Origin of the sequence: Mycobacterium asiaticum (assembly GCF_001673635.1) — a bacterium.
Lineage (GTDB): Bacteria > Actinomycetota > Actinomycetes > Mycobacteriales > Mycobacteriaceae > Mycobacterium > Mycobacterium asiaticum_C.
The window spans coordinates 162288-182657 of record NZ_LZMH01000044.1 but is presented as its reverse complement, the minus strand read 5'-3'; the positions used below and the strand labels follow the sequence as shown (position 1 = coordinate 182657).

The 20370-nt window shown below is 66.2% G+C and carries 19 protein-coding genes; 10 read left to right on the top strand and 9 right to left on the bottom strand.

What is annotated here, in order from left to right:
- Nucleotides 1-3: 3 nt before the first annotated feature.
- From A5645_RS13660 to A5645_RS13640, 5 genes are read right to left on the bottom strand one after another with little or no spacing between them, the layout of a single operon-like run.
- Nucleotides 4-1497 carry a class I adenylate-forming enzyme family protein gene (locus tag A5645_RS13660; RefSeq protein WP_065129876.1) on the bottom strand — a complete coding sequence of 498 codons (1494 nt, stop codon included), beginning with the start codon at nt 1495-1497 and terminating at the stop codon, nt 4-6.
- Complete coding sequence (locus tag A5645_RS13655; RefSeq protein WP_065129875.1) at nt 1494-2429, bottom strand: acyl-CoA dehydrogenase family protein; 936 nt, start codon at nt 2427-2429, stop codon at nt 1494-1496. The genes A5645_RS13660 and A5645_RS13655 overlap by 4 nt, the downstream gene beginning before the upstream one ends.
- Nucleotides 2426-3583: an acyl-CoA dehydrogenase family protein gene (locus A5645_RS13650; protein ID WP_172830533.1), complete on the bottom strand. Its 1158-nt coding sequence runs from the start codon at nt 3581-3583 to the stop codon at nt 2426-2428. The genes A5645_RS13655 and A5645_RS13650 overlap by 4 nt, the downstream gene beginning before the upstream one ends.
- Complete coding sequence (locus tag A5645_RS13645) at nt 3580-4674, bottom strand: acyl-CoA dehydrogenase family protein (RefSeq protein ID WP_065129874.1); 1095 nt, start codon at nt 4672-4674, stop codon at nt 3580-3582. Before A5645_RS13645 ends, A5645_RS13650 begins: the two co-directional genes overlap by 4 nt.
- Nucleotides 4671-5747, bottom strand: coding sequence for an acyl-CoA dehydrogenase family protein (locus A5645_RS13640; protein ID WP_065129873.1), 1077 nt, complete (start codon nt 5745-5747; stop codon nt 4671-4673). Before A5645_RS13640 ends, A5645_RS13645 begins: the two co-directional genes overlap by 4 nt.
- Nucleotides 5748-5828: 81 nt before the next feature.
- Between A5645_RS13640 and A5645_RS13635 the strand changes: the two genes are divergently transcribed.
- Complete coding sequence (locus tag A5645_RS13635; protein WP_065129872.1) at nt 5829-6671, top strand: LLM class flavin-dependent oxidoreductase; 843 nt, start codon at nt 5829-5831, stop codon at nt 6669-6671.
- Here the strand turns inward: A5645_RS13635 and A5645_RS13630 are convergent.
- Both A5645_RS13630 and A5645_RS13625 read right to left on the bottom strand, forming a co-directional pair.
- Complete coding sequence (locus A5645_RS13630) at nt 6643-7383, bottom strand: SDR family oxidoreductase (protein WP_065129871.1); 741 nt, start codon at nt 7381-7383, stop codon at nt 6643-6645. The genes A5645_RS13635 and A5645_RS13630 overlap by 29 nt on opposite strands.
- A 20-nt stretch (nt 7384-7403) precedes the next feature.
- Nucleotides 7404-8225, bottom strand: a complete 822-nt coding sequence (locus A5645_RS13625) for a FadR/GntR family transcriptional regulator (protein WP_065129870.1) — start codon at nt 8223-8225, stop codon at nt 7404-7406.
- Nucleotides 8226-8323: 98 nt separating this feature from the next.
- Here A5645_RS13625 and A5645_RS13620 point away from each other — a divergent pair, with 98 nt between their 5' ends.
- The 7 genes from A5645_RS13620 to A5645_RS13590 all read left to right on the top strand — a co-directional run bounded on the left by A5645_RS13620 (nt 8324) and on the right by A5645_RS13590 (nt 15193).
- Entirely contained in the window at nt 8324-10702 is a 2379-nt protein-coding gene (locus tag A5645_RS13620) for a CaiB/BaiF CoA-transferase family protein (protein WP_081288337.1), read from the top strand.
- A gap of 15 nt (nt 10703-10717) precedes the next feature.
- Complete coding sequence (locus A5645_RS13615) at nt 10718-10909, top strand: ferredoxin (protein WP_036358226.1); 192 nt, start codon at nt 10718-10720, stop codon at nt 10907-10909.
- Between the two features lie 178 nt (nt 10910-11087).
- On the top strand, nt 11088-12203 hold the full coding sequence (locus A5645_RS13610) for an aromatic ring-hydroxylating oxygenase subunit alpha (RefSeq protein WP_172830532.1): 1116 nt from the start codon (nt 11088-11090) through the stop codon (nt 12201-12203).
- Nucleotides 12203-13780: an AMP-binding protein gene (locus A5645_RS13605; protein WP_065129867.1), complete on the top strand. Its 1578-nt coding sequence runs from the start codon at nt 12203-12205 to the stop codon at nt 13778-13780. The genes A5645_RS13610 and A5645_RS13605 overlap by 1 nt, the downstream gene beginning before the upstream one ends.
- A 20-nt stretch (nt 13781-13800) precedes the next feature.
- Nucleotides 13801-14223 carry a nuclear transport factor 2 family protein gene (locus A5645_RS13600; RefSeq protein WP_065129866.1) on the top strand — a complete coding sequence of 141 codons (423 nt, stop codon included), beginning with the start codon at nt 13801-13803 and terminating at the stop codon, nt 14221-14223.
- Between the two features lie 59 nt (nt 14224-14282).
- On the top strand, nt 14283-14756 hold the full coding sequence (locus A5645_RS13595) for a MaoC family dehydratase (protein WP_155767999.1): 474 nt from the start codon (nt 14283-14285) through the stop codon (nt 14754-14756).
- Complete coding sequence (locus A5645_RS13590) at nt 14753-15193, top strand: MaoC/PaaZ C-terminal domain-containing protein (protein ID WP_065129865.1); 441 nt, start codon at nt 14753-14755, stop codon at nt 15191-15193. Before A5645_RS13595 ends, A5645_RS13590 begins: the two co-directional genes overlap by 4 nt.
- On the opposite strand, the gene A5645_RS13585 is transcribed toward A5645_RS13590, so the two are convergent.
- Entirely contained in the window at nt 15165-16649 is a 1485-nt protein-coding gene (locus A5645_RS13585) for an aldehyde dehydrogenase (protein ID WP_065129891.1), read from the bottom strand. The two genes, A5645_RS13590 and A5645_RS13585, sit on opposite strands and share 29 nt — an antisense overlap.
- 111 nt (nt 16650-16760) lie before the next feature.
- Between A5645_RS13585 and A5645_RS13580 the strand changes: the two genes are divergently transcribed.
- Entirely contained in the window at nt 16761-18095 is a 1335-nt protein-coding gene (locus A5645_RS13580; protein WP_065129864.1) for a lipocalin-like domain-containing protein, read from the top strand.
- Here A5645_RS13580 and A5645_RS13575 read toward each other — a convergent pair.
- Nucleotides 18084-19226 (bottom strand): aromatic ring-hydroxylating oxygenase subunit alpha, encoded by a 1143-nt coding sequence (locus A5645_RS13575; protein ID WP_065129863.1) that lies wholly within the window; start codon nt 19224-19226, stop codon nt 18084-18086. The two genes, A5645_RS13580 and A5645_RS13575, sit on opposite strands and share 12 nt — an antisense overlap.
- Before the next feature lie 167 nt (nt 19227-19393).
- On the opposite strand from A5645_RS13575, the gene A5645_RS13570 reads away from it, so the two are divergent.
- Nucleotides 19394-20107, top strand: a complete 714-nt coding sequence (locus A5645_RS13570; protein ID WP_065129862.1) for a DUF1906 domain-containing protein — start codon at nt 19394-19396, stop codon at nt 20105-20107.
- The last annotated feature ends 263 nt before the right edge of the window (nt 20108-20370 follow it).

Here is a 20370-nt window from a genome sequence, read left to right as displayed (position 1 = left end):
GACCTACCCGCCGCGCGCTGCGATCATCGCCGACCGGTTGACTTTGGTCGCCGCGGTGCGGGGGATCGCGTCGACGAATTCGACCGTCTTGGGCACCTTGTAGGGCGCGAGCCGGCCCTTGGCGTACTCGATCACCTGCCGCTCGGTCAGCGGGCCGGCAGCCTGCACGACGGCATGCACGCGTCGTCCCCAGTGCGGGTCGGACAAGCCGATGACGACGACGTCGGCAATGTCGGGATGCCCGGACAGCGCCGATTCCACCTCTGCGGGAAAGACATTGGCGCCACCGCTGACGATCATGTCGGCGCGGCGGTCCACCAGGTAGAGAAAACCGTCCTCGTCGAGATGGCCGATGTCGCCCGCTGAGCGAAAACCATCCTCGGTCGACGGCAACGGCGGGGCGCCACCGAGATAGCGGTATCCCGCGCTCATCGGCGCGCGCAGATAGATATCACCGTCTTCACCCGGGCCGAGCGGCTTCTTCTCGGCGTCCAGGATCCGGATCTCGGTGTCCCGGAAGCCGCGGCCAACGCTGCCGGGATGGGTGAGCCACTCGTCTCCGCGCAGCGCGGTCAGCCCGAGGTTCTCGGTCATCCCGTAGGCCGTGACGATCTGTTCGGGACTGAGCAGCTCGAACCAGGTACGCAACAGCGACGGCGGCATCACCGCGGCGCCTTGCAGGATGAACACGATGCTGGACAGGTCGCGCTCGCGGATGTCGGGCAGGGCGGCGACCCGAGCGAGCATCGTGGGCGTGGCGGTGAAGTTGGTGATCCGATAGCGCTCGATGGTGTCGACGAACAGCGCGGCGTCGAACTTCTCCAGGATCACCAGATGATCGCCGCTCAGCAGCATGAGCAGGGTCGCGAAGCCGTTGGTGTGATACATCGGCGCGGGCACCATGATGATCTGCGGCTTGGCCACCGGCGTCCAGTTGGCCAGGAAGGGTTCGCCCTGCTGCGGAATCCACAACGACGGAGCCAGGTTCAGGATCACCTTCGGCACCCCGGTGGAGCCGCTGGAGCAGATGCCGTTTGCGGTTGGGGAAACGGCTGTGGGCAGCGGACTTTCGGATTGGGTGGCCGCCAGCGCGTCCAATTCCCAGCGGCTGGTGTCGTCCACCGTCACCGCAGGGTTGATGACCGCGCGCACTCGCTCGCGTTCCCATTCGGGCAGATCCCAGTGCATCGGGATGGGAACCGCGCCGATCTTCCAGCATCCCAGCGTGGCCACCAGCAGGTGCACCGAGTTCTGGATCGCCAGTGCCACCATCGAACCCGTCTGTGCGCCCCGGACAGCCAACGCTCGTCCCCATTGATTCGCCCGGGCATCGAGCTCACCGAAGGTGAGTGCCTGCGCGGTGCCGTCCAACGCGACGACGGTGACCGCCGGATCGTCCCGCTGTTGTTCTGCGAGCTGTTGCAGCTTGGCGCCGAACGGAACCCCGTCCGCGAACGGGTCGGGGTTGACGTCGGCGGTGACGGGTTGAGTGCTCACGCCGGGACCCGCCGGCTGAACAACGTCTCGAAGTATCCGTCGCGTACATCGGGTACCAGCCGCAGGCTGAGCGCCTCCGGTCCCAACGGCAACCGGATCAGCGGTTGGGTATGGCGGTCCAGCACGCTTACGTCGGACTCGTCGCAGAAGCCCAGCGCACCCAGCAACTGATGCGCGGTGCGCAGTACCTGGCGCGCGGTGTCGGCCGCCTTGAGCCGCAGCACCAGGGCGTCTGCCGAAAGAACTTGCATGGGCAGCGATTCGGGTCGGCACAGGGTGTACTTTGCCAGCTCATGGAGCCCGCGCACCGCGACGGCGGCATCGGCCACCGCGAACCGCACAGCCTGGAAGTCGGCCAGCGGCTTGCCGAACTGCACCCGCGCCTGCACATGCTCGGTGGTGATGTGCAGCGCCTGCTGCACGGCCCCCAGAATCCGCCACGATCCCAGCACGAGATGAAGATTAACGTCAGCGATCGGCACGGTCGCCTCGGGTGCCGACAACGTGGCCGGCACGAGGAACGGGCCCAGTTTGGCGCCGGTCCGGGCGCCGGGCTGTACCCGATAGCGGTTGGCGTCCAGGTCGGCGGCGATCCAGCTGCCACCCAGGTCGCCGTGGTCAATGCGCACAGCCTCGGGATTCACCAGGCTCAGCCGTGCGCCGTCGATCGCCAGCAGTTCCTCGACCAGTGGGTACGGCAATGCGGTCGCACCGGCGGACTGACACAGCACCGCGGCGGCCAACATATCGTCCGACCCCGACCGGACGTCGAGTTCGAATGCGCCGAGCGCGCGCAGGGCATCACCCGCCGCCTCCCGCACGCTGTCGTCGCTCTCCGCGCGCAGCGCCGCCTGCGGCCCACCCAGCCGGGACAACCGCTTGACCGATACCGCCGCGAAGTCGCTGATGTCCTGTGGCAGTTCGGTATTCACCGGTGTTCTCCCAACACGTCGCGGGCCACCATCATTCGCTGCACCTCGATGGTGCCCGAGGCCACGGTGGCCGCCTGCGCGTACCGCCAGTGGTCGTCGACAGCGCCGTAGAGCGCGGCGGATTTGCCGCTGTCCAGTGCCGTCGGGCCCAGCACGTCGAAGAGCAGTTCGGCGACCTGCTGATCACAGGTGGTCGTCGCGATGCGGGCCGCGCTGGCCGCCGCACCGGCCGACGGGTCGTCCTGCAGCGACACCGCCCGGTACGCCATCAGCCGGGCCACCCGCAGGTCGACCAGCGCGCGCACCCACCGGGTGCGGATGGATTCGGGCAACCGGTCCCAGTCGTCGCCGAGCTCGGTCTGCATCCGGTCCAGCAATGACTCGCAGCGCGCGTAGCGGGCGATGCCGACCCGCTCGAACGCCAGCGCTTCCCGCATCACGCGCCAGCCGTCGCCGGGCTCACCCAGGATGTCCTCGTCGAAGGCCTGCAGATCGTCGAGGAACACCTCGTTGAGGTGATGCGGTCCCAGCATCGACGGAATGCCGCGGACGGTAAACCCGGGTCGGTCCATCGGGATCAGAAACAGGCTGAGCCGCTTGGCTTTCGGTGCATCCGGATGAGTGCAAGCGGCCAGCACACACCACGAGGCCATCCGGGCATACGACGTCCACACCTTCTGGCCGGTGATGCGCCAGCCGTCACCGTCGGGTACCGCGCGGGTGCGCAACGACGCGAGGTCGGTCCCGGCTTCCGGCTCGGAGAAACCCTGGCACCAGATGACCTCACCGGACGCGATGCCGGCCAGGTGCTTGGCCTTCTGCTCGGCCGTGCCGTGGCGCATGATCGCCGGGCCGACCCAGTTGATGCCCATGTACTGCGGGCCGCGAGGTTCGTAGTTGGCCCACATCTCCTCGCGCAGTACGGTCTGCTGCCAGATCGAACCGCCGCCCCCGCCATGCTCTTTCGGCCAGGCCAGCGCGAGCAGCCCCTCGGCGGCCAGCAGCTTGCAGAACGATTCGGTGGTGGCCAGGTCGTCGGGACTGTCGGTGCAGGCACCGAGGAAATCGGCGGGTATGTGCTCGGCGATCAACTGCCGCAACCGGTTTCGCAGCTCGCCGGCGTCGTCGCCGAGATCGTAATCCATGCTGGTCATCCCTTCGGCAACCCGAGCACCCGCTCGGCGATGATGTTGCGCTGAACTTCGGAGGTGCCGCCGTAGATCGTGGCGGCCAAGGCGTCCTGACGCTCGAACAACAAGTCCGGGTCGGCGGTCGATGCCGTCCCCGCGGCCGCCGCGCTCAGCTCCCAAACACGCTGCAGCGTGACCGATCCCAATAGCTTCATGGTGTCGGCTTCCGGACTCGGCCGCTCGGCAAGCTCGTTGTTCAGGGCGCGGTAACCGGTGGCGCGCAGCGCCTCGGCATCGGCAAGCAGGGTGCCCAATTCGGTGTAGATGTCCGCGTCGGCGGTCCCCTTGATCGAGTCCAGGCCCCGCTTGATCTCGACCCAGTTCATGATCCAGATCATCTGGCGCTCGTGTTGCAGCGAGGACAAGGCGACGTTCCAGCCGCCGTTGTAGGGGCCCAGCAGGTTGGCCACCGGGATTTCGACGTCGTCGAGGAAGACTTCGCAGAAGGTCTCGTCGGATATCGAGGCCATCCGGATCGGTTCGATCCGCACCCCGGGCGAGTGCAGATCCAGGATCAGACACGAGATACCACGATGTTTGGGCGCATCCGGGTCGGTGCGGGCATAGAGCGTGCACCACCGCGACAGATGCGCCTGGGTGGTCCAGATCTTGTGACCGTTCACCCGGAAGATGTCGCCGTCGCGCTCGGCGCGGGTGCGCAAGCCGGCGAAGTCCGAGCCGGCTTCCGGTTCGGACATGCCCAGCGCCCACCATTCGTCGCCGCGCAACAGCGGTACCAGCAGCCGGTCGATCTGTTCGGGTGTGCCGAACTTGCGGATGCCCGGCGCCGCGACACCGGGTCCGGCGATGTTGGGCAGCTTGGGCGCCGAACGCAGCGCGGCCTCGATGCGGATTTCCATTGCGTCGCGCAAACCCAGCGACCGCCCGCCATGCTCGCGCGGCCAGGTCGGCTGCAGCCAGCCGGCTTCAAAAGCCGCTCGCTGATAGTCGCGGCGTAATGGAATGTCCCAGCGGTAGACGCGGTAGCGCTCGTAGTAGTCGGCGGGCAGGAACTCATGCAACCAGGCACCGAATTCCGCTACTAGCGTGCTCATTTCGGGTCTCCCGCGAATCGGCGGCCCACCTCGTGATACAGCGCGCGGCTGTCGCCGAGCAGCGCGGCGTGCTGCCAGGCGTGCCGGACGTAGAGGTGCGCGTCGTGCTCCCAGGTCTGTCCGAGCGCACCGTGCACCTGGACATTGGCGCGCGCGCACCCGGTTGCGGCGTCGGCGGCGGCCGCTTTGGCCAGTGCCGCGGCGGTCCAGGCGGCCCCGGGGCGCTCCAGGCGTGCCGCCGCCGCGTAGGTGAGGCTGCGGGCCCGCTCGAGGCTGACGTAGTTGTCGGCCAGCGCGTGCTTGATGCCCTGAAACGTGCCGATCGGAACGCCGAACTGCCGTCTGGCCTTGGCGTGCTCGACCGATCGCTGCAGGGCGGCGCCGGCCACGCCGACCAGATCGGCGGCTACCGCCACCAACGGCGCCGCCAGGGCCGCCTCCGCGTATTCCACCGACGCAACGGCCACGGGAGCGGCATCCACTTCGATATCGGCGCCCGGCTGGGCCGGATTGGTCGACTCGCACGTGGCGATCGTGACGCCGTCACCGGTGCGCGCGACAACCGCCACCGTCCCGTTGTCCGACTCAGCCAGCGTGACAATGAGCTCGGCGCGCGCCACGTTCGGCACCGCGGTGGCGCGTCCGCGTAGCCGCCCGTTGCGCAACGTCATCGGCGTGCCCGGTAGTCGTTGCCCGGGGGAGTGCACCGCCAGGGTTGCGACCGTCCCGGCCGCGATGTCGGCCAGCACCGCGGCCACGACGTCCCGGCCCGGCGGGTCGACGGCGCGCAGCACGCCCGCGGCCAGGCCAACACTGCTCAACAGCGGGATCGGCGCAATGGCCGCGCCGCACTCCTCGAGGATCACCGTCAGCTCGACGGGGCCGAAGTCGCCGGCGGTGTCCAGCGTGGCTAGTTCGGTCCAGCCCAGCTCGACCACCGTCTTCCACAGAGCGCGCCAACGCTCGGGATCCGTGATGGCCTGACGGGCGGCATCGGCGGGACACTCGGCGCGCAGGATCGCACGCACGGTGTCGCGCAGCGACAGCTGCTCCGAAGTCAGACCGACATCCATAAGACCCCTAACATAATAAAAATAGTAAACTAGCCACCGCCGCGCAAACGCTGCCGGCCCTGTGCGTGCTTAGGTGGTCGGATGGTCGAGTGGTATCTGTTCCTGCCGCAGGTTCGGGTGGCGGTCGCCGATATTTCGGAGCGCGCCCTGCGGGCCGAAGCCAGCGGGTTCGACGGAATAGCGTTCATCGATCATCTGGAAGCACCCGGCCAGCCTCGCGAAAACATCTGGGAGGCAATGGGCATTGCCACCTGGGTGGCGGCGAGGACGCATCGGCTGCGCGTCGGCCATCTCGTACTCTGCGATGCGTTCCGGCATCCGGCGGTGCTCGCCAAGCAGGCCGTCACGCTGTGCGCGGCCTCCGAAGGCCGGTTCGACCTCGGCCTCGGGTCGGGCTCCTGGCCCGCCGAGTTCACCAAATTCGAAATAGGTCAGCAAGATCCGGTGGCCCGCGTCGAACAGCTCGGCCGCCACCTGGCCGCGATCAAACGCTACTGGTCCGGCGAACAGCAGCCGACGCCCACCGCCCCGATTCCGCTGGTGCTCGGCGGTAGTGGTCGCCGGCTGATGAAACTGGTTGCCGAACACGCGGATTGGTGGAACCTGCAGGCAAATCACCTCGACCGGCTTCCGCGACTGGCCGATGCGGTGGGCGCAGCCCGGATCTCGGTCCAGCAGATGGTCGGTTTCGTGCGGGCGGGCGACGACCCGGCGACCGTGCGTGAGGTCAGCACCCGCAGGTTCGGTCACCTCGGGCCGGGTCTGGTCTGCGGTGACGCCGACGAGCTGACCGCCCACTTCGTGGGGCTGACCACCCAAGGCGTGGAACGCGTCTATGTCTGGTTCGCCGATTTCGCCGCGCCGCAGTCGCTGGCCGAGTTCGGCGAGACGGTGATCAAGAGCTTTCCGCACGCTTCGCCGTAGCGCGCCGGCGGGCTTCGGTAGGCACGACCGGTGAGCGGGCGAACGGCCCGCGTTCTACCGCGCTGAGCCGGATCTCTGGCAGGTCGACCGACGGTTCGACGGTGTCCAACCATGCCACGGCCGCCGCGATGTCGGACGCCTGGATCGCGTACATCTCGAACGGAACATCCTGCAGCATCTCGGTTTCTACTGGGCCGGGGGTGACCAGGTGCACGGCGATACCGTCGCGGTCCACTTCCATTGCGAGCGCGCGGGCGAACGCGTTCATGCCGGCCTTCGACGCGGAATAGGCGGTCCGCGCCATCATCGGTTCGTGGGCGGCCGAGGAGGAGATGAAGATCAGTCGCGAACCCGGGCGCATGCGGGGCAGCACCGCCGATGTCACCACGAAGCAGGAGTCGAGATTGGCCGAGATGATGGCCCGCCACTGCTCGAAAGTCTGCTTGCGCGCGTACGTTCCACCCAGCGCGCCGGCCGCGTGGACAACGAGGTCGATGCGGTTGAACTCGGCTATCGCGGCGCCGAATCCGTCCGGGTCCGTCGCATCGGCCACTACCGGCCGGGCGCCGATCTCTTCGGCGGCCGCCCGCAGCGGCGCGGCGCGGCGTGCCGCCACCACCACGTCGTAACCCATCTGACAAAGCTTGGCGGCGCAGGCTTTTCCGATGCCGCCGCTGCCGCCGGTGACCAACGCGGTCCGTGGAGTTGTCAACGGTTTGCCTCAGCGCGGGCTTATGGCCGGCGGATATCCCGCGGCCGTGACATCGCCTGCGGAGACAACGCATGGATGCGTTGTTCGGGCCGGCCGGACAGCACGTAGGTTTGCGTGTCCGCAAGGTGCCGGCCGGCGATGCGCCGCGCCCGGTCCACGTCGCCCTCGGCGATCGTCTCGGTGAGCTTGATGTGGGTGTTCAACGCGGCACGTCGCTTGGCCAGCGACGGGTAGGTGCCGCGCGCCGAGCTTTCGTCGGCCCACTGCTGTTCGTGGCTCGACCACAGGGTTTCCAGGCTGCCCACGACGGCGATGATGGTGTGGTTGCCGCAGCCACGAACGATAAGATTGTGGAATTGGCGGCCGATTTCGGTGAATTGCCGTCCGTCTTCAAGGTTCTCGGCCATGGCCTCGTTGACCTGTTTGAGCTCGGGCACCAAGGTGTCGGCGCGGTCCGGCCGTTGAGCGGCCAGGGCGGCGCAAGCCGGTTCGAGTTCCTGCAACGCCGCGCCCAGGTCGCTGACGGCGACGTTCTCGCTCTGCAACACCAATCCGAGCATGTAGGCAGCGCTGGTCTTGGCCGGCGCGTGCACCACAGCGCCGCCGCGATTGCCCCGCCGCACCGAGACCAGGCCCTCGGTCTCCAAGATCCGCAGGGCTTCGCGCAGCGAGACCAGGCTCACCTTGAACTGGTCGACCAGCACTTCCTGGCGCGGCAACAGGTCGCCGTCGGCGAGTTCACCGTCGATGATCTGACGGCGCAACTCGTCGGCTACGATTTCAGCGATCCTCGGCGCCGACAGCCGGCGCCGGGCGTCGGGTCCAATACCCAGGGCGGTCATCCGATTCCTCGCAACCTACAGCAGGACAGAGCACACGGCCGCGGGCGCGCGAACTCGACTGGCTTAGCTATTTTAGCAGTAATGGTATAAATAGCCGCGTGAGTGACGTGGCCGGTAGCCGGCCGACACCGCTCGAAGAACTCCGGGTCGTCGAGATCAGTGACCGCTTGGCCGGCAGCTATTGCGGCAAGTTGCTGGCCGACGCCGGCGCCGAGGTCCGCAAACTGGAACCGCCGCAAGGAGATCCCCTGCGCCGGTACTCCGCGACCTGTTCGCCGGTGAAGCGCCCGGCGTCGCCGTTGTTCTCCTATCTCAACGCCGGCAAGCGCAGTCTGAGCCTGCCGCAGGACGAGCGCTACCATGCCGAACTCGCCGCCGCGGACGTCATCGTCGTGACCGGGGGCCGTTCGCAAGCCGCGGCCCTGGGTGTTGAACCGCAGCGGCTGCTACAACAGTCCGCGCGGGCGATTGTCGTCACGATTTCCGATTTCGGCTGGACCGGTCCCTACGCCGAACGCGCCGCCACCGAATTCACCCTGCAGGCCTGGTCCGGCTGCACCGGCTTCCGCGGCGATCCCGCCGGACCGCCGATCTCGATCGGTGGCGACCTCGGCGAATACATGGGCGGGGTCTACGCCGCCTGCGGTGCCCTGGCGGTGCGCCGACGCGTCGAGCGGGGTGGACCGGGGGAGCATCTGGATCTGTCCATGCTCGAGGCCATCACGGCGATGCAGAGCAGCGAGTGGCTGCATTCCCAGTTGCTGCAAGTCCCGCCGGTGCGACGCACCCTGGAGGTGCCCTCGATCGTCCCGGCGAAAGACGGTTACGTCGGCATCACCATGGTCACCGGCCAGCAGTGGCTGGACTTCGCGGCGATGGTCGAATGTCCGCAGTTCGAAGACATTCCGCAGCTGCGCTTTCAGATCGGCCGTTGGGAGTACCGCGACTTCATCTACGAATCGATCGGTCCGTGGATGGCCGAACGCACCGTCGCCGAGATCGTCGAGCTGGGGCAGCTGTTCCGGTTGCCGATCGCCCCGCTCGGCAACGGCGCCACCGTCCGGGAAATGGAGTACATGACCCAACGCGGTGTGTTCATCGCCAACCCGGCCGGTTTTCACCAGCCCCGGCCGCCGTGGCTGATGACGCGGTGCGCCCCCTCACCGGTGGGGCGGACACCCGATATCGGCGCCGACAATGACGAACCAGCCTGGCAGCCAAGGGAATCCAGGACGGGATCGACAGTCACCGGCTTGCCCCTGGAGGGTGTGCGGATCGTCGACCTGACCGCCTTCTGGGCCGGCCCGGCGGCCACGCATCTGCTGGCCGCGTTCGGAGCCGACGTGATCAAGGTGGAGTCGATCCAGCGTCCCGACGGCATCCGCTACTCGGGTGGTATGCGCACCGATGTGGATGACTGGTGGGAATACGGCTGGGTTTTTCACGCGATGAACACCAACAAGCGTTCCGTCACACTGGATTTGGGGTCCGAGCAGGGACGCGGACTGTTCCGGACCCTGGTGGCCGGTGCCGATGTGGTGATCGAGAACTTCTCACCGCGGGTGATGGATCACTTCGGGCTCACCGCCGATGTGCTGTTGCGGATCAACCCGCATTTGGTCGTCGTCCGGATGCCGGCATTCGGTTTGGACGGGCCGTGGCGTGAACGGGTCGGGTTCGCGCCCACCATGGAACAGATCGGCGGCTTGACGTGGGTGACGGGCTTGCCCGAAGCGCCGCCGGTCACTCCGCGCGGTGCCTGTGATCCGCTGGCGGGTGTGCACGCCGCCTTCGCGGTACTGGCGGCCCTGAATTCTGCGGAGCGCACCGGCACCGGCCAGCAAGTCGAACTGCCGATGCTCGAAACGGTACTGAACACCACCGCAATCCAGCCCATCGAAGCCGAGGTGTACGGCAAAACGCTGGACCGGCGCGGTAACCGGGGCCACGGCGGAGCCCTGCAGAACATCTACCGCTGCGCGGGCGCCGACGACTGGATCGCGGTCAGCATCTGCGATGACGGGCAGTGGTCGGCATTGGTTGAACTGGTCGGTCTGGCCCCGTTTGCGGATGCCGAACTCACTACGACCGCCGGGCGGCGGCGACGCGCCGACGAGATCGACCGCCGGCTACAGGACTGGTTCGCCGGCCAACCGCTCGATGCCACGGTGGAGCGGCTGGCGCAGGCCGGTGTGCCCGCCGCTCCCGTCGTATCACCGTCGCTGGTCACAGAGAATGCGCAACTGCGGGCGCGCGGCTTCCTCGAGTCGCTGGACCATCCACGGACCGGCACCGGCCTGTATCCGACCCCACCGTTCGCGCGGCTCGAGGGCCAGCGGGAATGGCTGCGGCGGCCCCCGCCGACGTTGGGGGAGCACAATGAAGACGTACTGCGCGATCAGTGCGGACTGACCGAGGAAGAACTCGCGCGCCTCGCCGCCGACGGGGTGATCGGGACCCGGCCAGTGGGTCTCTAGGGAAAGGGGCAGCCGATGCGGGTGATTGTTGACGCGGATATGTGTGAGGCCAACGGGTTCTGCGAATCCATCGCGCCAGACATCTTCGAGTTGGGTGATGAGGACGTCGTCCAGATCGCCGACGGGCCGGTGCCGCCGGACCGGGAGATCGACGTCCGCGCCGCCGTGGACCAATGTCCGCGGGCCGCGCTGCGCATTGTCGAGTAACACCACGAGAAGTCAGATGGCGCAATGCCATTGGTCTCGGAGCGTCACAGGGCGTGGCATAGCCGGAGCGCCCACATTGACGTTCAATGTCTAAAATAGTAAAAATAGACACAGTCGTCGAACCGCGGGTGCGCGGGCGGCCTCGTCGCCGCGCGGCCGCGTGGGAAACGGAGAACTCGTGACGGAAATTGCACCAGACGCGACAGCGGACCCGTCCGAACGAGAGTTCGGGTCCTCGGGCATCGCCCTGTCCACCTACCGCTTCCCGACGGGCTGGTTCATCGTCGGCTTCGCCTCCGACCTGGCCGCCGGCCAGGTCAAGCGCGTGCACTACTTCGGCGAGGAGTTGGTGCTGTTCCGCACCGCAACCGGCAAGGTGCACGTCCTGGACGCCTACTGCCAGCACCTTGGCGCCAACATGGGCGTGGGCGGCACCGTCGAGGGCGAACACATCGTCTGTCCCTGGCACGGCTGGCAGTGGCGCGGCGACGGCACCAATGCGCTGATTCCGTACAGCAAGATCGGCTGCAAGAACAACGTCCGCATCCGCACCTATCCCGTCACCGAGTGGTACGGCTTCATCCTGGTGTGGCACGAGCGGCACGGCCGCGCGCCCTACTGGCAGCCGCCGGTGCTGCCCGAACTGGAAACCAACGAGTACTACCCGTTGCACCCACACACCCGGATGGTCAACCGGGTCAAGGTGCACGCGCAGATGATCATCGAAAACGCCGCCGACCCCTACCACGTCCAGTATGTGCACAAGGCCGCCAACCCGGCCAACACGGCATCGTTCGAGGTCTCGGGATATCACCTGCATGCCACGGTCAACGCGCATTTCGGGGGCGGCCGCGCCAAGACCTGGCTGACGCCGAACGGCCCGGTCGACGCCAAGATCATCTACGACAACTATTCGTTGGGGCTGGGCATCGTGCGCTTTCCCAGCGACCTGGTCGCCACCGTCCAGGTCACCGGCCAGACCCCGGTCGATGAAGACTACACCGACTACTTCTACACACAGGCCTCCATTCGCGAGGCCGGCGACGACGGCGACGCCCCCACCGGCCGGGCCGCGAAATTCCTGGCGCTGCAACAGGAAGTCATCAAACAGGACTTCTTCACCTGGGAGAACATGAAGTATTTGGAAAAGCCCAACCTGGCGCCGGAAGAGGCGCACGACTATGCGGCGCTGCGCCGCTGGGCGCACCGCTTCTACCCGGGTACCCAACCGTCGCCCAACGACTTCGGTTACACCGCCGACGGCGAACCGGACCCGGCGGCCGCGCCGGCCTGATGAGACCTCCGGCGCCCGCCGACTTCGGTGTCGACCGGTTCAGCGTGCCAGCCGTGCTCGATCGCCGCGCCGAGCAATTTCCCGGTCGGGTCATGTTGTCCGTGGCAGGTCGCGACATTACCTTCGCGCAGCTGCGGCAACGATCCCGCGCCGCGGCAAAACTATTGACGGACCATGGAATTGGCCCTGGCGACGGTGTGGCTCTGTTCACCGCGACATGTCCGGAATGGGTCTACTTCTGGCTCGGTGCGGCGCGCGTCGGTGCGGTGAGCGCCGCGGTCAACGCCGCCAACAAAGGCGACTTCCTGCTGCACAACCTGCGGTTGTCACGAGCCAAACTGATTCTCACCGACTCGGATCGGCGACAGCGGGTGGACGAGATCGCCGGACACCTCGACCGCGACACCCAGGTTGTCGTAATCGGTGAGGCACTCGCCGTTGCGCTGGATGACGATGCCACAGTAGGCGACACCCCCGCGGCGCCGGACGATCCCGGCGCGCTGTTCTTCACCTCGGGCACCACGGGACCATCGAAAGCTGTTGCCACATCCTGGAATTACCTCTTCACGGTGGCCGCTACCGCCGCCCAGGCGTGGCAGTTCAGCCCGGGGGAGGTGCTGTGGACCGCGATGCCGCTTTTCCATTTGAGCGCGGCACCCAGCGTGCTTGTACCGCTGCTGGTCGGCGGAACCACCGTGTTGGCAGCCGGCTTTCATCCCCGTGAGGTGTGGGACGAGGTGCGCGCCCGCGGTGCGGTGGGCTTCGTCGGCGCGGGCGCGATGGTCACCATGCTGCAGAGCCTGCCGCCGGATCCGCGTGACGCGCAGTTGCCCTTGCGATTCATCTCCGCGGCGCCGATCGACGCCAACTCCTACCGGGCGATCGAGCAGCGCTACGGCTGTCGCATCGTCACCATGTACGGCATGACTGAAGCCTTTCCGCTTGCGGTCAAACATGTTACCGACGAAGGGATTCCCGGAACGTCTGGCCGGCTCAACCCGAACTTCGAGGTGCGTATCGTCGACGGCGCCGGCGTGGAGGTGCCCGCCGGAACGGTGGGTGAGATCACCTGCCGACCTAGGTTTCCCGGCGTGATGAGCCAGGGTTATGTGCATCCCGACTGGCATCCAGCACTTCAAGTGGATCCGCATCCGGAGTGGTTCCGCACCGGCGACCTGGGCAAGCTCGATGCGGGGCACAACCTGACCTACGTGGACCGGGTCAAGGACTCGGTGCGCAGGCGCGGCGAAAACGTGTCATCTGTGGAAGTCGAAACCGTGGTGATGAGTCACCCGGCGATTCAGGAAGCCGCCGCGGTCGCGGTACCCAGTGATCTCGGCGAGGACGACATCCTGGTCGCCGTCACGCTGCGCCCCGGTGCCGCACTCGATTACGCGGACCTGCTGGACTTCTGCGCCGCCCGCATGCCGTACTTCTGCGTCCCCCGATTCGTCGATACCGTCGATGAACTTCCCAAGAACGTCATCGGCCGGATACGTAAGGACGTGTTGCGGGCCCGCGGCGTGAGCGCGAGCGCATGGGATCGCGAAACCCACGGATACATTGTGAGCCGGTGAAAGGCAGGTTGGAGACAACGATGACGATGACCTATCAGGAACAGCAGATGCTGCACGCCGCGACCGGCCGTGCGGGCATTCTGAATCTGACCGCCCGGCACAATCGGGCCTACTCCGAGGGCAACCGGGACGCCTGGATCGCCACGTTCCGTCATTCGGGCGCCAGCTACGTCCGCGACGGTGAGCCCTTCACCGATCTGCGTGAGGCGTTCGACGGCGGCAGAGGGCAACGCCTGGTCACCGTGGACAACGAGATCCATATCGACGGAGTCAACGCGACCCAGCATTGCGTGGCAATACTTTTCGCCGCGGCGGACGGGGACGCCAGCGCGCCGGCCACCGGCATCTTCCGGGATCAGCTCATCTACGAGCGTGGTGGGTGGTACTTCACCTCGCGCGAACTCGTGTGGGACTCTGTGCCGAGCCGCCATCTCGTCATGTGATCGTGGACCCGAATCTGAGTTACCAGCTGGCAGTCGGCACCTATGAGGACGCGCTGCGGATGGTCGGCGCGACGACCGAACCGCGGACCGCGGCGATGCCGATCAGCGGCGCACGCATCCAGCTGTTCGCGTCGATGGTTCGGGACGGCAACCGCGCGTATTGGGACGCCGACTTCGCCCGCGAGCACTGGGGCGGACTGCTGGCGCCCCCGGCGTTGCTGATGGGCTGGCTGATTCCGCCCCCTTGGCTACCGGGCGGACGCCCGCCCGCCGCCGCTCTGGCGCTGCGCGTTCCGTTGCCGGGCACCACCTTCATCAACGCCGCCAACGATGTCGAGTTTCTGCAACCGATCGTCGAGGGCGACCGGCTCACCGCGGTCGAGGAACTGGTGTCGGTGTCGCCGGAGAAGCGCACCCGGTTGGGCGTCGGTCACTTCGTCGAAACCCTGGAGACCTACCGTCGTCAAGACGGCGCGGTCGTGGCCCGATCCCGAAACACGTTGTTTCGCTTCACTCCCGGCGCGGCGTCGTGACCGAACCGGATTGGCACGCGCTGAGCGTCCCCGCCGATCTGCCCGAGGTCGTCGATGAGATCACCTACCAACGGGTGATCGAGAACGCCGGGGCGACCTGGGACTACTTTCCCGGCCATTTCGACCCGGATTACGCGCAGAGTCAAGGGAATCCAACGATCTACGTCAACACCATGCATCTGGCCGGATTCGCTGATCGCATCGCCACCGACTGGGCGGGTCCGCGCAGCCGCGTGGTGCGGCGGTCGATGCGGTTGACCGGGTCGATTTATGCCGGAGACACCATGATCGGCCGGGGCCGGGTAGTGGCCAAGAGCTGTGACACGTCGGTGGACCCGCCCCGATATCTGGTGGACCTGCGGATCGAAGTGCGTAATCAGCACGACGCGCTGTGCTGTCCACTGGACATCACTTTGCAGCTGCCGTCGCCTCGTTGAGCGGAGGTAGTTTCCCGTTGCACGCCACGGATTGCAGTTCGACGTACTCGTCAAGACCCTCGGGCCCGAACTCACGCCCAATCCCGGAGTGCTTGAACCCGCCGAACGGGGTGCTGATGTCGAGCATGTACATGTTGATCCCGTAGGTGCCGGTGCGCACCCGCGCCGCGATCTCGAGGCCGTGCGCGGTATCGGCGGTCCACACCGAACCGGCCAGACCGTACTCGCTGTCATTCGCGATACGGATCGCGTCGTCTTCGTCGGTGTAGGTGAGCACGGTCAACACGGGACCGAAGATCTCCTCGCGGGCGATACGCATGCCGTTGTCGGCATCGGTGAACAGGGTGGGGCGCACGTACCAACCATGCGACGCGGGGCTGTCGGCGCCACCGACGACGATCCGTGCGCCCTGTTGCTGGCCGGAGCGTATGTAGTCCTGCACCCGTTGCTGTTGCCGTTGGGCGACAAGGGGTCCGATGTCGGTCTTTTCGTCGGTGGGGTCACCGACGGTCAAGGTCGACATCATGCCGGCCAGCGCGTCGACGAGTTCGTCGTGTCGTCGCCGGCTGACCAGAATGCGCGTCTGGGCGACGCAGGCTTGCCCGTTGTTCATCAAGCCGGCCGTCTTCAATCCGGTTACCGTCTTGGTGATGTCGGCATCGTCGAGGACGATCGCCGCGGACTTGCCCCCAAGTTCCAGGCTTACCCGTTTCAGTTGTTCGCCGCACAGGGCGGCGATGCGACGGCCGGTGGCACTGGAACCGGTGAAGGCGATCTTGTCCACGCCGGGATGGCGCACCAGCGCCTCGCCCACCTCGGGGCCGCCGGTGATCACCGACACCACCCCGTCCGGCAGCTCGGCCTGCTCAATCATCTCGGCCAACCACAAAGCGTCCAAGGGTGTTTCGGGCGCGGGCTTGAGGATCACCGGGCAGCCGGCGAGCAGGGCCGGGATCAGCTTGGGCATGATCAGGCACTGCGGCACGTTCCACGGCACAATCGCTCCGACCACGCCCACCGGTGCGCGGCGCAGATGCGCTTCACCCAGCACACCCCGGCGGCGCTCCACCCAAGGGAAGTCGCGCGCGGTGGCCAGCGCCAGATGAATCATCGAGGCGGCACCGGCTGCCTGACCGAGCCGGCTGAAACTGCGGGGTGAGCCCATCTGGGCGGTGATCAGATCGGCCATCTCGTCGATGTGACGCCCGTAGACCGCTGCCAACGCTTCTATTTTGCGTATCCGCTCCTGCGGGGCAAGCCGGGGCCAGGGCCCGTTGTCGAACGCGTGCCTGGCCGCTGTGACCGCAGCGTCGACATCTTCCGGGCCCGCAGACGGCACGTGCGCGATGGCCTGCTCGGAGTGTGGCGAGATGACCGCGATCCGTTCGGGTGTGGAGGGTTGACGCCACCGCCCACCGATGAAAAGTTGGTCGTAGGAGCGGGGATTCGCCGTCATCACGGACACCACCTCAGGGCAGGAGACGGTAATTTCGCTATTGATGCTAACATAGCAAAAAAGCGGATTTTCGCTGTGGCCGGACGACATTCCCCTGAGGCGAGGCGTGACATGACCAGCGACTGGCGCAGCTATCCGTTCCAACTGGTTCCCGGCGACCCTCAGCTGGATTTCCCTGCCGCCGAAGGCCAGCATTCCGGCCAGGAGTCCGACACCTGGTTCCTCGCGGGCGAACTCGCGGCAGGCGCGGACCGCTCGTTCGCGTTCCTGACCATCTTCAACCGGAACCGCCCGGGCGGATCGATCGTGGCGGATTTCTACACCTTGGCGTTGTTCGACCTCGACACCGGTGACTACGGCACCTATACGGACTACGACATGCCGCCGGACAGCATGGAACGGGGTGGCGGGCCCAAACTGTCCACGGCAGCGGGCCATTTGGATCTTGCGTATCGATCCGATGTGGGGGTTGCCAGCTGGATCACCCGTCGCGACGGCGCCGGCGAGTTGCTGCCCTACACCTACGAGTTGAGCCTGGTCGGGACCGACCAGGACGGGCGACCGATGCGCCTGGACCTGACCGTCACGCCGACGCGGGCGCCAACGCCCCTGGGCGCCTCAACCTACAACGGCAAAATCGCCTGCTTCGGTCAGGACGACACGTATTCCTACTTCCAGACCGGGATGCGGATGACCGGAACGTTGCGCTGGGGCGATCGTGAAGAGCAGGTCAGTGGGACGGCCGGACACGTCGACCGGCAGTGGTTCCCCAAGTATGCGGGCGGTGGCAGCGGGGAACCGCCGCGGACCAGGTCGCACGAATGGCGCACGATCAACTTCGACAACGGCGTCGACATGAGTATTTGGCGACAGTTCCTGCGCACCGATCACAATGCGCTGCAACCGTTTACCGGCATCACCACCAGCCATCCCGATTCCCGGCCGGCGGAGTGCTGCGAGGATTTCGAAGTGACGATCTCCAGCTACGTCCGATGGCCCGATTCGATCAAGCCGCTGATCCGCCCACCGGTCAAGGCCCGGTACCTGTCGGATCGCCATCGAATCACCTGTGCCGCTTTACAATTGGACATCACCGGAGAGCCGCTGGTGGCCGCGCCGGCGCACTGCCTGCCGATCGAGTACATGGAGGGGCCGTATCGGTACCGCGGCACGCTGGCGGGTGAGCCGGTGACGGCCTTCGCGTTCAACGAGCGGTCGTTGGCCCTGTACCGGGATTGGGAGCTGATTCAGGTGCTCGCGACCACCGTGGTCAATGGGGAATCCGCCGACCCGGACCTGCAAAGCGCGGTTGACGAACTTACGAAATTGGTCGAATCCGGCCATCGCGAAAGCGCACTGAAACTGGTGGCCAAACTGCGTCCTGATCAGCAGGACCCAGTGGCCGGTATTCTCGACGATCTGAGCGCTGCGCTGTCAGCGGAGTGAATCGACGGCGCGCTGCCACTCGATATGGCGGTGTTGCAGGCCAGGTTCATTGCGGCCGAATAGAAGTTGTTCCCGCGCACCGGATTCCAGGTTTCTCTGCAAGTCTGCCACCAAACGGTAGTCCTCGTCGCGGACGGTCGCGTGCGCGTACTCGAAAACGGCTTGCGCACCCGCGGCGACCGACTCGTCGGAGATGTCGAGCGGTGTCGAGTTCTGGTGAACGGTAATCGAGCGGCCGGGCTGGTCTCCGGGATAGACCCGGAAGAGTTCACCGTTGGCCATCGTCACCGAAATTACGATGTTGGGGAACAGCGCGTAAATGACGACCAAATTGTTGAACGGAATCCACTGATCCTCGGGAACATTGTCCAAGTCCAGGATGGTGTTGAGCGGAAAGATCAGCCGGTGATGCGGCCCGTACGCGTCGAACACCGTGCAGTTGCTGCGCGCGATGGTCGCAAAAGTTTTCTCGTGCACGGTGGCGAAGTGGTAGTTCTCGGCGAAGGTGTCGATCGCCAACTTCCAGTTGATCGGGGAGTCGAGCACTTTCTCGCCCAGTGGCGACCAGCGTCCGATGCCCCATGAGTCGAGCTCCTGGGCTAACGGTCCCAAATGTGCCGCGACGTTCAGGGTCGCCCCGGGTTCCAGTGCGACCCAGAGGAACCCGGCGAACTCAGCCGCCGGCAGCTCGGTCAAGCCGTCGGCCTTCAACGTCGTCTCGGGAAAGCCCTCGCGGCCCGGCACCGCTACCAACCGGCCCGCATTGTCGTAGGTCCAGGCGTGGTAGGGGCAGGCGAACCGCTTGGCCACGCCGCAGCCCGAGGCCACCTGCGCTTGGCGATGCAGGCAGACATTGTCGAAAGCCTTGACCGAGCCATCGGCTGTCCTGGTCAGCAGGATGGACCTGCCCATCACCGTCTTGGTGCAATACGCGCCCGGCCGCGGCAACTCCGAGACATAGCCGACCAGTTGCGGGCTCGCCAGCACCATGGCCCTGTCACGCTCATGGCGATCGAGGGAGGTGTATTCACGGGCATCGACCCGGTGCGGTGCCGGCGCGAGGTCGGTTGCCTTGTCGCGGGCCAACTTCAGGGCGCGCCGGGTGAGGTCGATGAGTTGGTCGTGATCCATCGGAACTCCCGTCGGCAGTGGTTGCCGGTAACTTTATTAACTTTATAGTGACAGCGTTCCGGGCGCTGCCTCGACCCCGGTCAGGCGTAGAACCGTTGCAAATGTGATGCCGTGGTGATGGGTGTGGTCAATGTGACCGATGATGAACTTGTCGTACCCTGTGGCGCATGTCCGTTTCCCGACGCGACGTGCTCAAATTCGCCGCGGCAGCTCCGGGCCTGGTAGGCCTGGGCGTCGCGGCACTGAATGCCGCCCCGGCATCGGCGGCGCTCGGTACTTTGCTGGACTACGCGGCCGGCATCATCCCAGCCAGCCAGATCAAGGCAGCGGGCGCGGTCGGCGCGATCCGTTACGTCTCTGACCGACGGCCCGGCGGCGCCTGGATGCTGGGCAAGCCGATCCAGCTCGCCGAGGCGCAGGACCTGCACGCGAGCGGGCTCAAGATCGTGTCCTGCTACCAGTTCGGCAAGGGCAGCACATCCGACTGGTTGGGTGGGGCCGGCGCGGGCGTGCAGCATGCCAAACGCGGCGCCGAGTTGCACGCCGCCGCCGGTGGTCCGGCCAGTGCCCCGATCTATGCCTCGATCGACGACAATCCGTCAATGGAGCAGTACAAGAACCAGATCATGCCCTACCTGCGGTCGTGGGAGTCGGTCATCGGGCATCAACGAACTGGTGTGTACGCGAACTCCAAGACCATCGAGTGGGCGGCGAACGACGGCCTTGGTGCCTATTTCTGGCAGCACAACTGGGGCTCACCGAAGGGATATACCCACCCGGCCGCGCACCTGCATCAGGTCGAGATCGACAAGCGAACCGTCGGTGGCGTCGGGGTCGATATCAACGAGATCCTCAAACCGCAGTTTGGACAGTGGTCCTGACCCACCGGATTTTTAAGACTCCGGGTATACCTTCCAGCAAACACTCGTTCGCTCAGTTTTCGCCGTCGGCTACACCGGTGAATTTTTTGGGCCTGGGCCGGCTGGGCGACACGTGCCCGTCGCACTCGAAAATTTTGAGATAACGATTTGGTAACAATACTGCTTTGAACAGCGAAGTTATAGCTACTCAACCGTAACCACCTGCATGCAGCACGTTTGTCGGCGGGGCCCGCGCCGGCGGTTTGAACCGGTGTTACCCACAA

What these genes read in the sequence shown, in the direction of transcription:
- A5645_RS13625 (WP_065129870.1), bottom strand. Translation starts at nt 8,225, where the DNA reads ATGACCGCCCTGGGTATTGGACCCGACGCCCGGCGCCGGCTGTCGGCG.
- A5645_RS13570 (WP_065129862.1), top strand. Translation starts at nt 19,394, where the DNA reads ATGTCCGTTTCCCGACGCGACGTGCTCAAATTCGCCGCGGCAGCTCCG.
- A5645_RS13640 (WP_065129873.1), bottom strand. Translation starts at nt 5,747, where the DNA reads ATGGATGTCGGTCTGACTTCGGAGCAGCTGTCGCTGCGCGACACCGTG.
- A5645_RS13595 (WP_155767999.1), top strand. Translation starts at nt 14,283, where the DNA reads ATGGTCGGCGCGACGACCGAACCGCGGACCGCGGCGATGCCGATCAGC.
- A5645_RS13635 (WP_065129872.1), top strand. Translation starts at nt 5,829, where the DNA reads ATGGTCGAGTGGTATCTGTTCCTGCCGCAGGTTCGGGTGGCGGTCGCC.
- A5645_RS13575 (WP_065129863.1), bottom strand. Translation starts at nt 19,226, where the DNA reads ATGGATCACGACCAACTCATCGACCTCACCCGGCGCGCCCTGAAGTTG.
- A5645_RS13645 (WP_065129874.1), bottom strand. Translation starts at nt 4,674, where the DNA reads ATGAGCACGCTAGTAGCGGAATTCGGTGCCTGGTTGCATGAGTTCCTG.
- A5645_RS13580 (WP_065129864.1), top strand. Translation starts at nt 16,761, where the DNA reads ATGACCAGCGACTGGCGCAGCTATCCGTTCCAACTGGTTCCCGGCGAC.
- A5645_RS13605 (WP_065129867.1), top strand. Translation starts at nt 12,203, where the DNA reads ATGAGACCTCCGGCGCCCGCCGACTTCGGTGTCGACCGGTTCAGCGTG.
- A5645_RS13615 (WP_036358226.1), top strand. Translation starts at nt 10,718, where the DNA reads ATGCGGGTGATTGTTGACGCGGATATGTGTGAGGCCAACGGGTTCTGC.
- A5645_RS13650 (WP_172830533.1), bottom strand. Translation starts at nt 3,583, where the DNA reads ATGACCAGCATGGATTACGATCTCGGCGACGACGCCGGCGAGCTGCGA.
- A5645_RS13585 (WP_065129891.1), bottom strand. Translation starts at nt 16,649, where the DNA reads ATGACGGCGAATCCCCGCTCCTACGACCAACTTTTCATCGGTGGGCGG.
- A5645_RS13600 (WP_065129866.1), top strand. Translation starts at nt 13,801, where the DNA reads ATGACGATGACCTATCAGGAACAGCAGATGCTGCACGCCGCGACCGGC.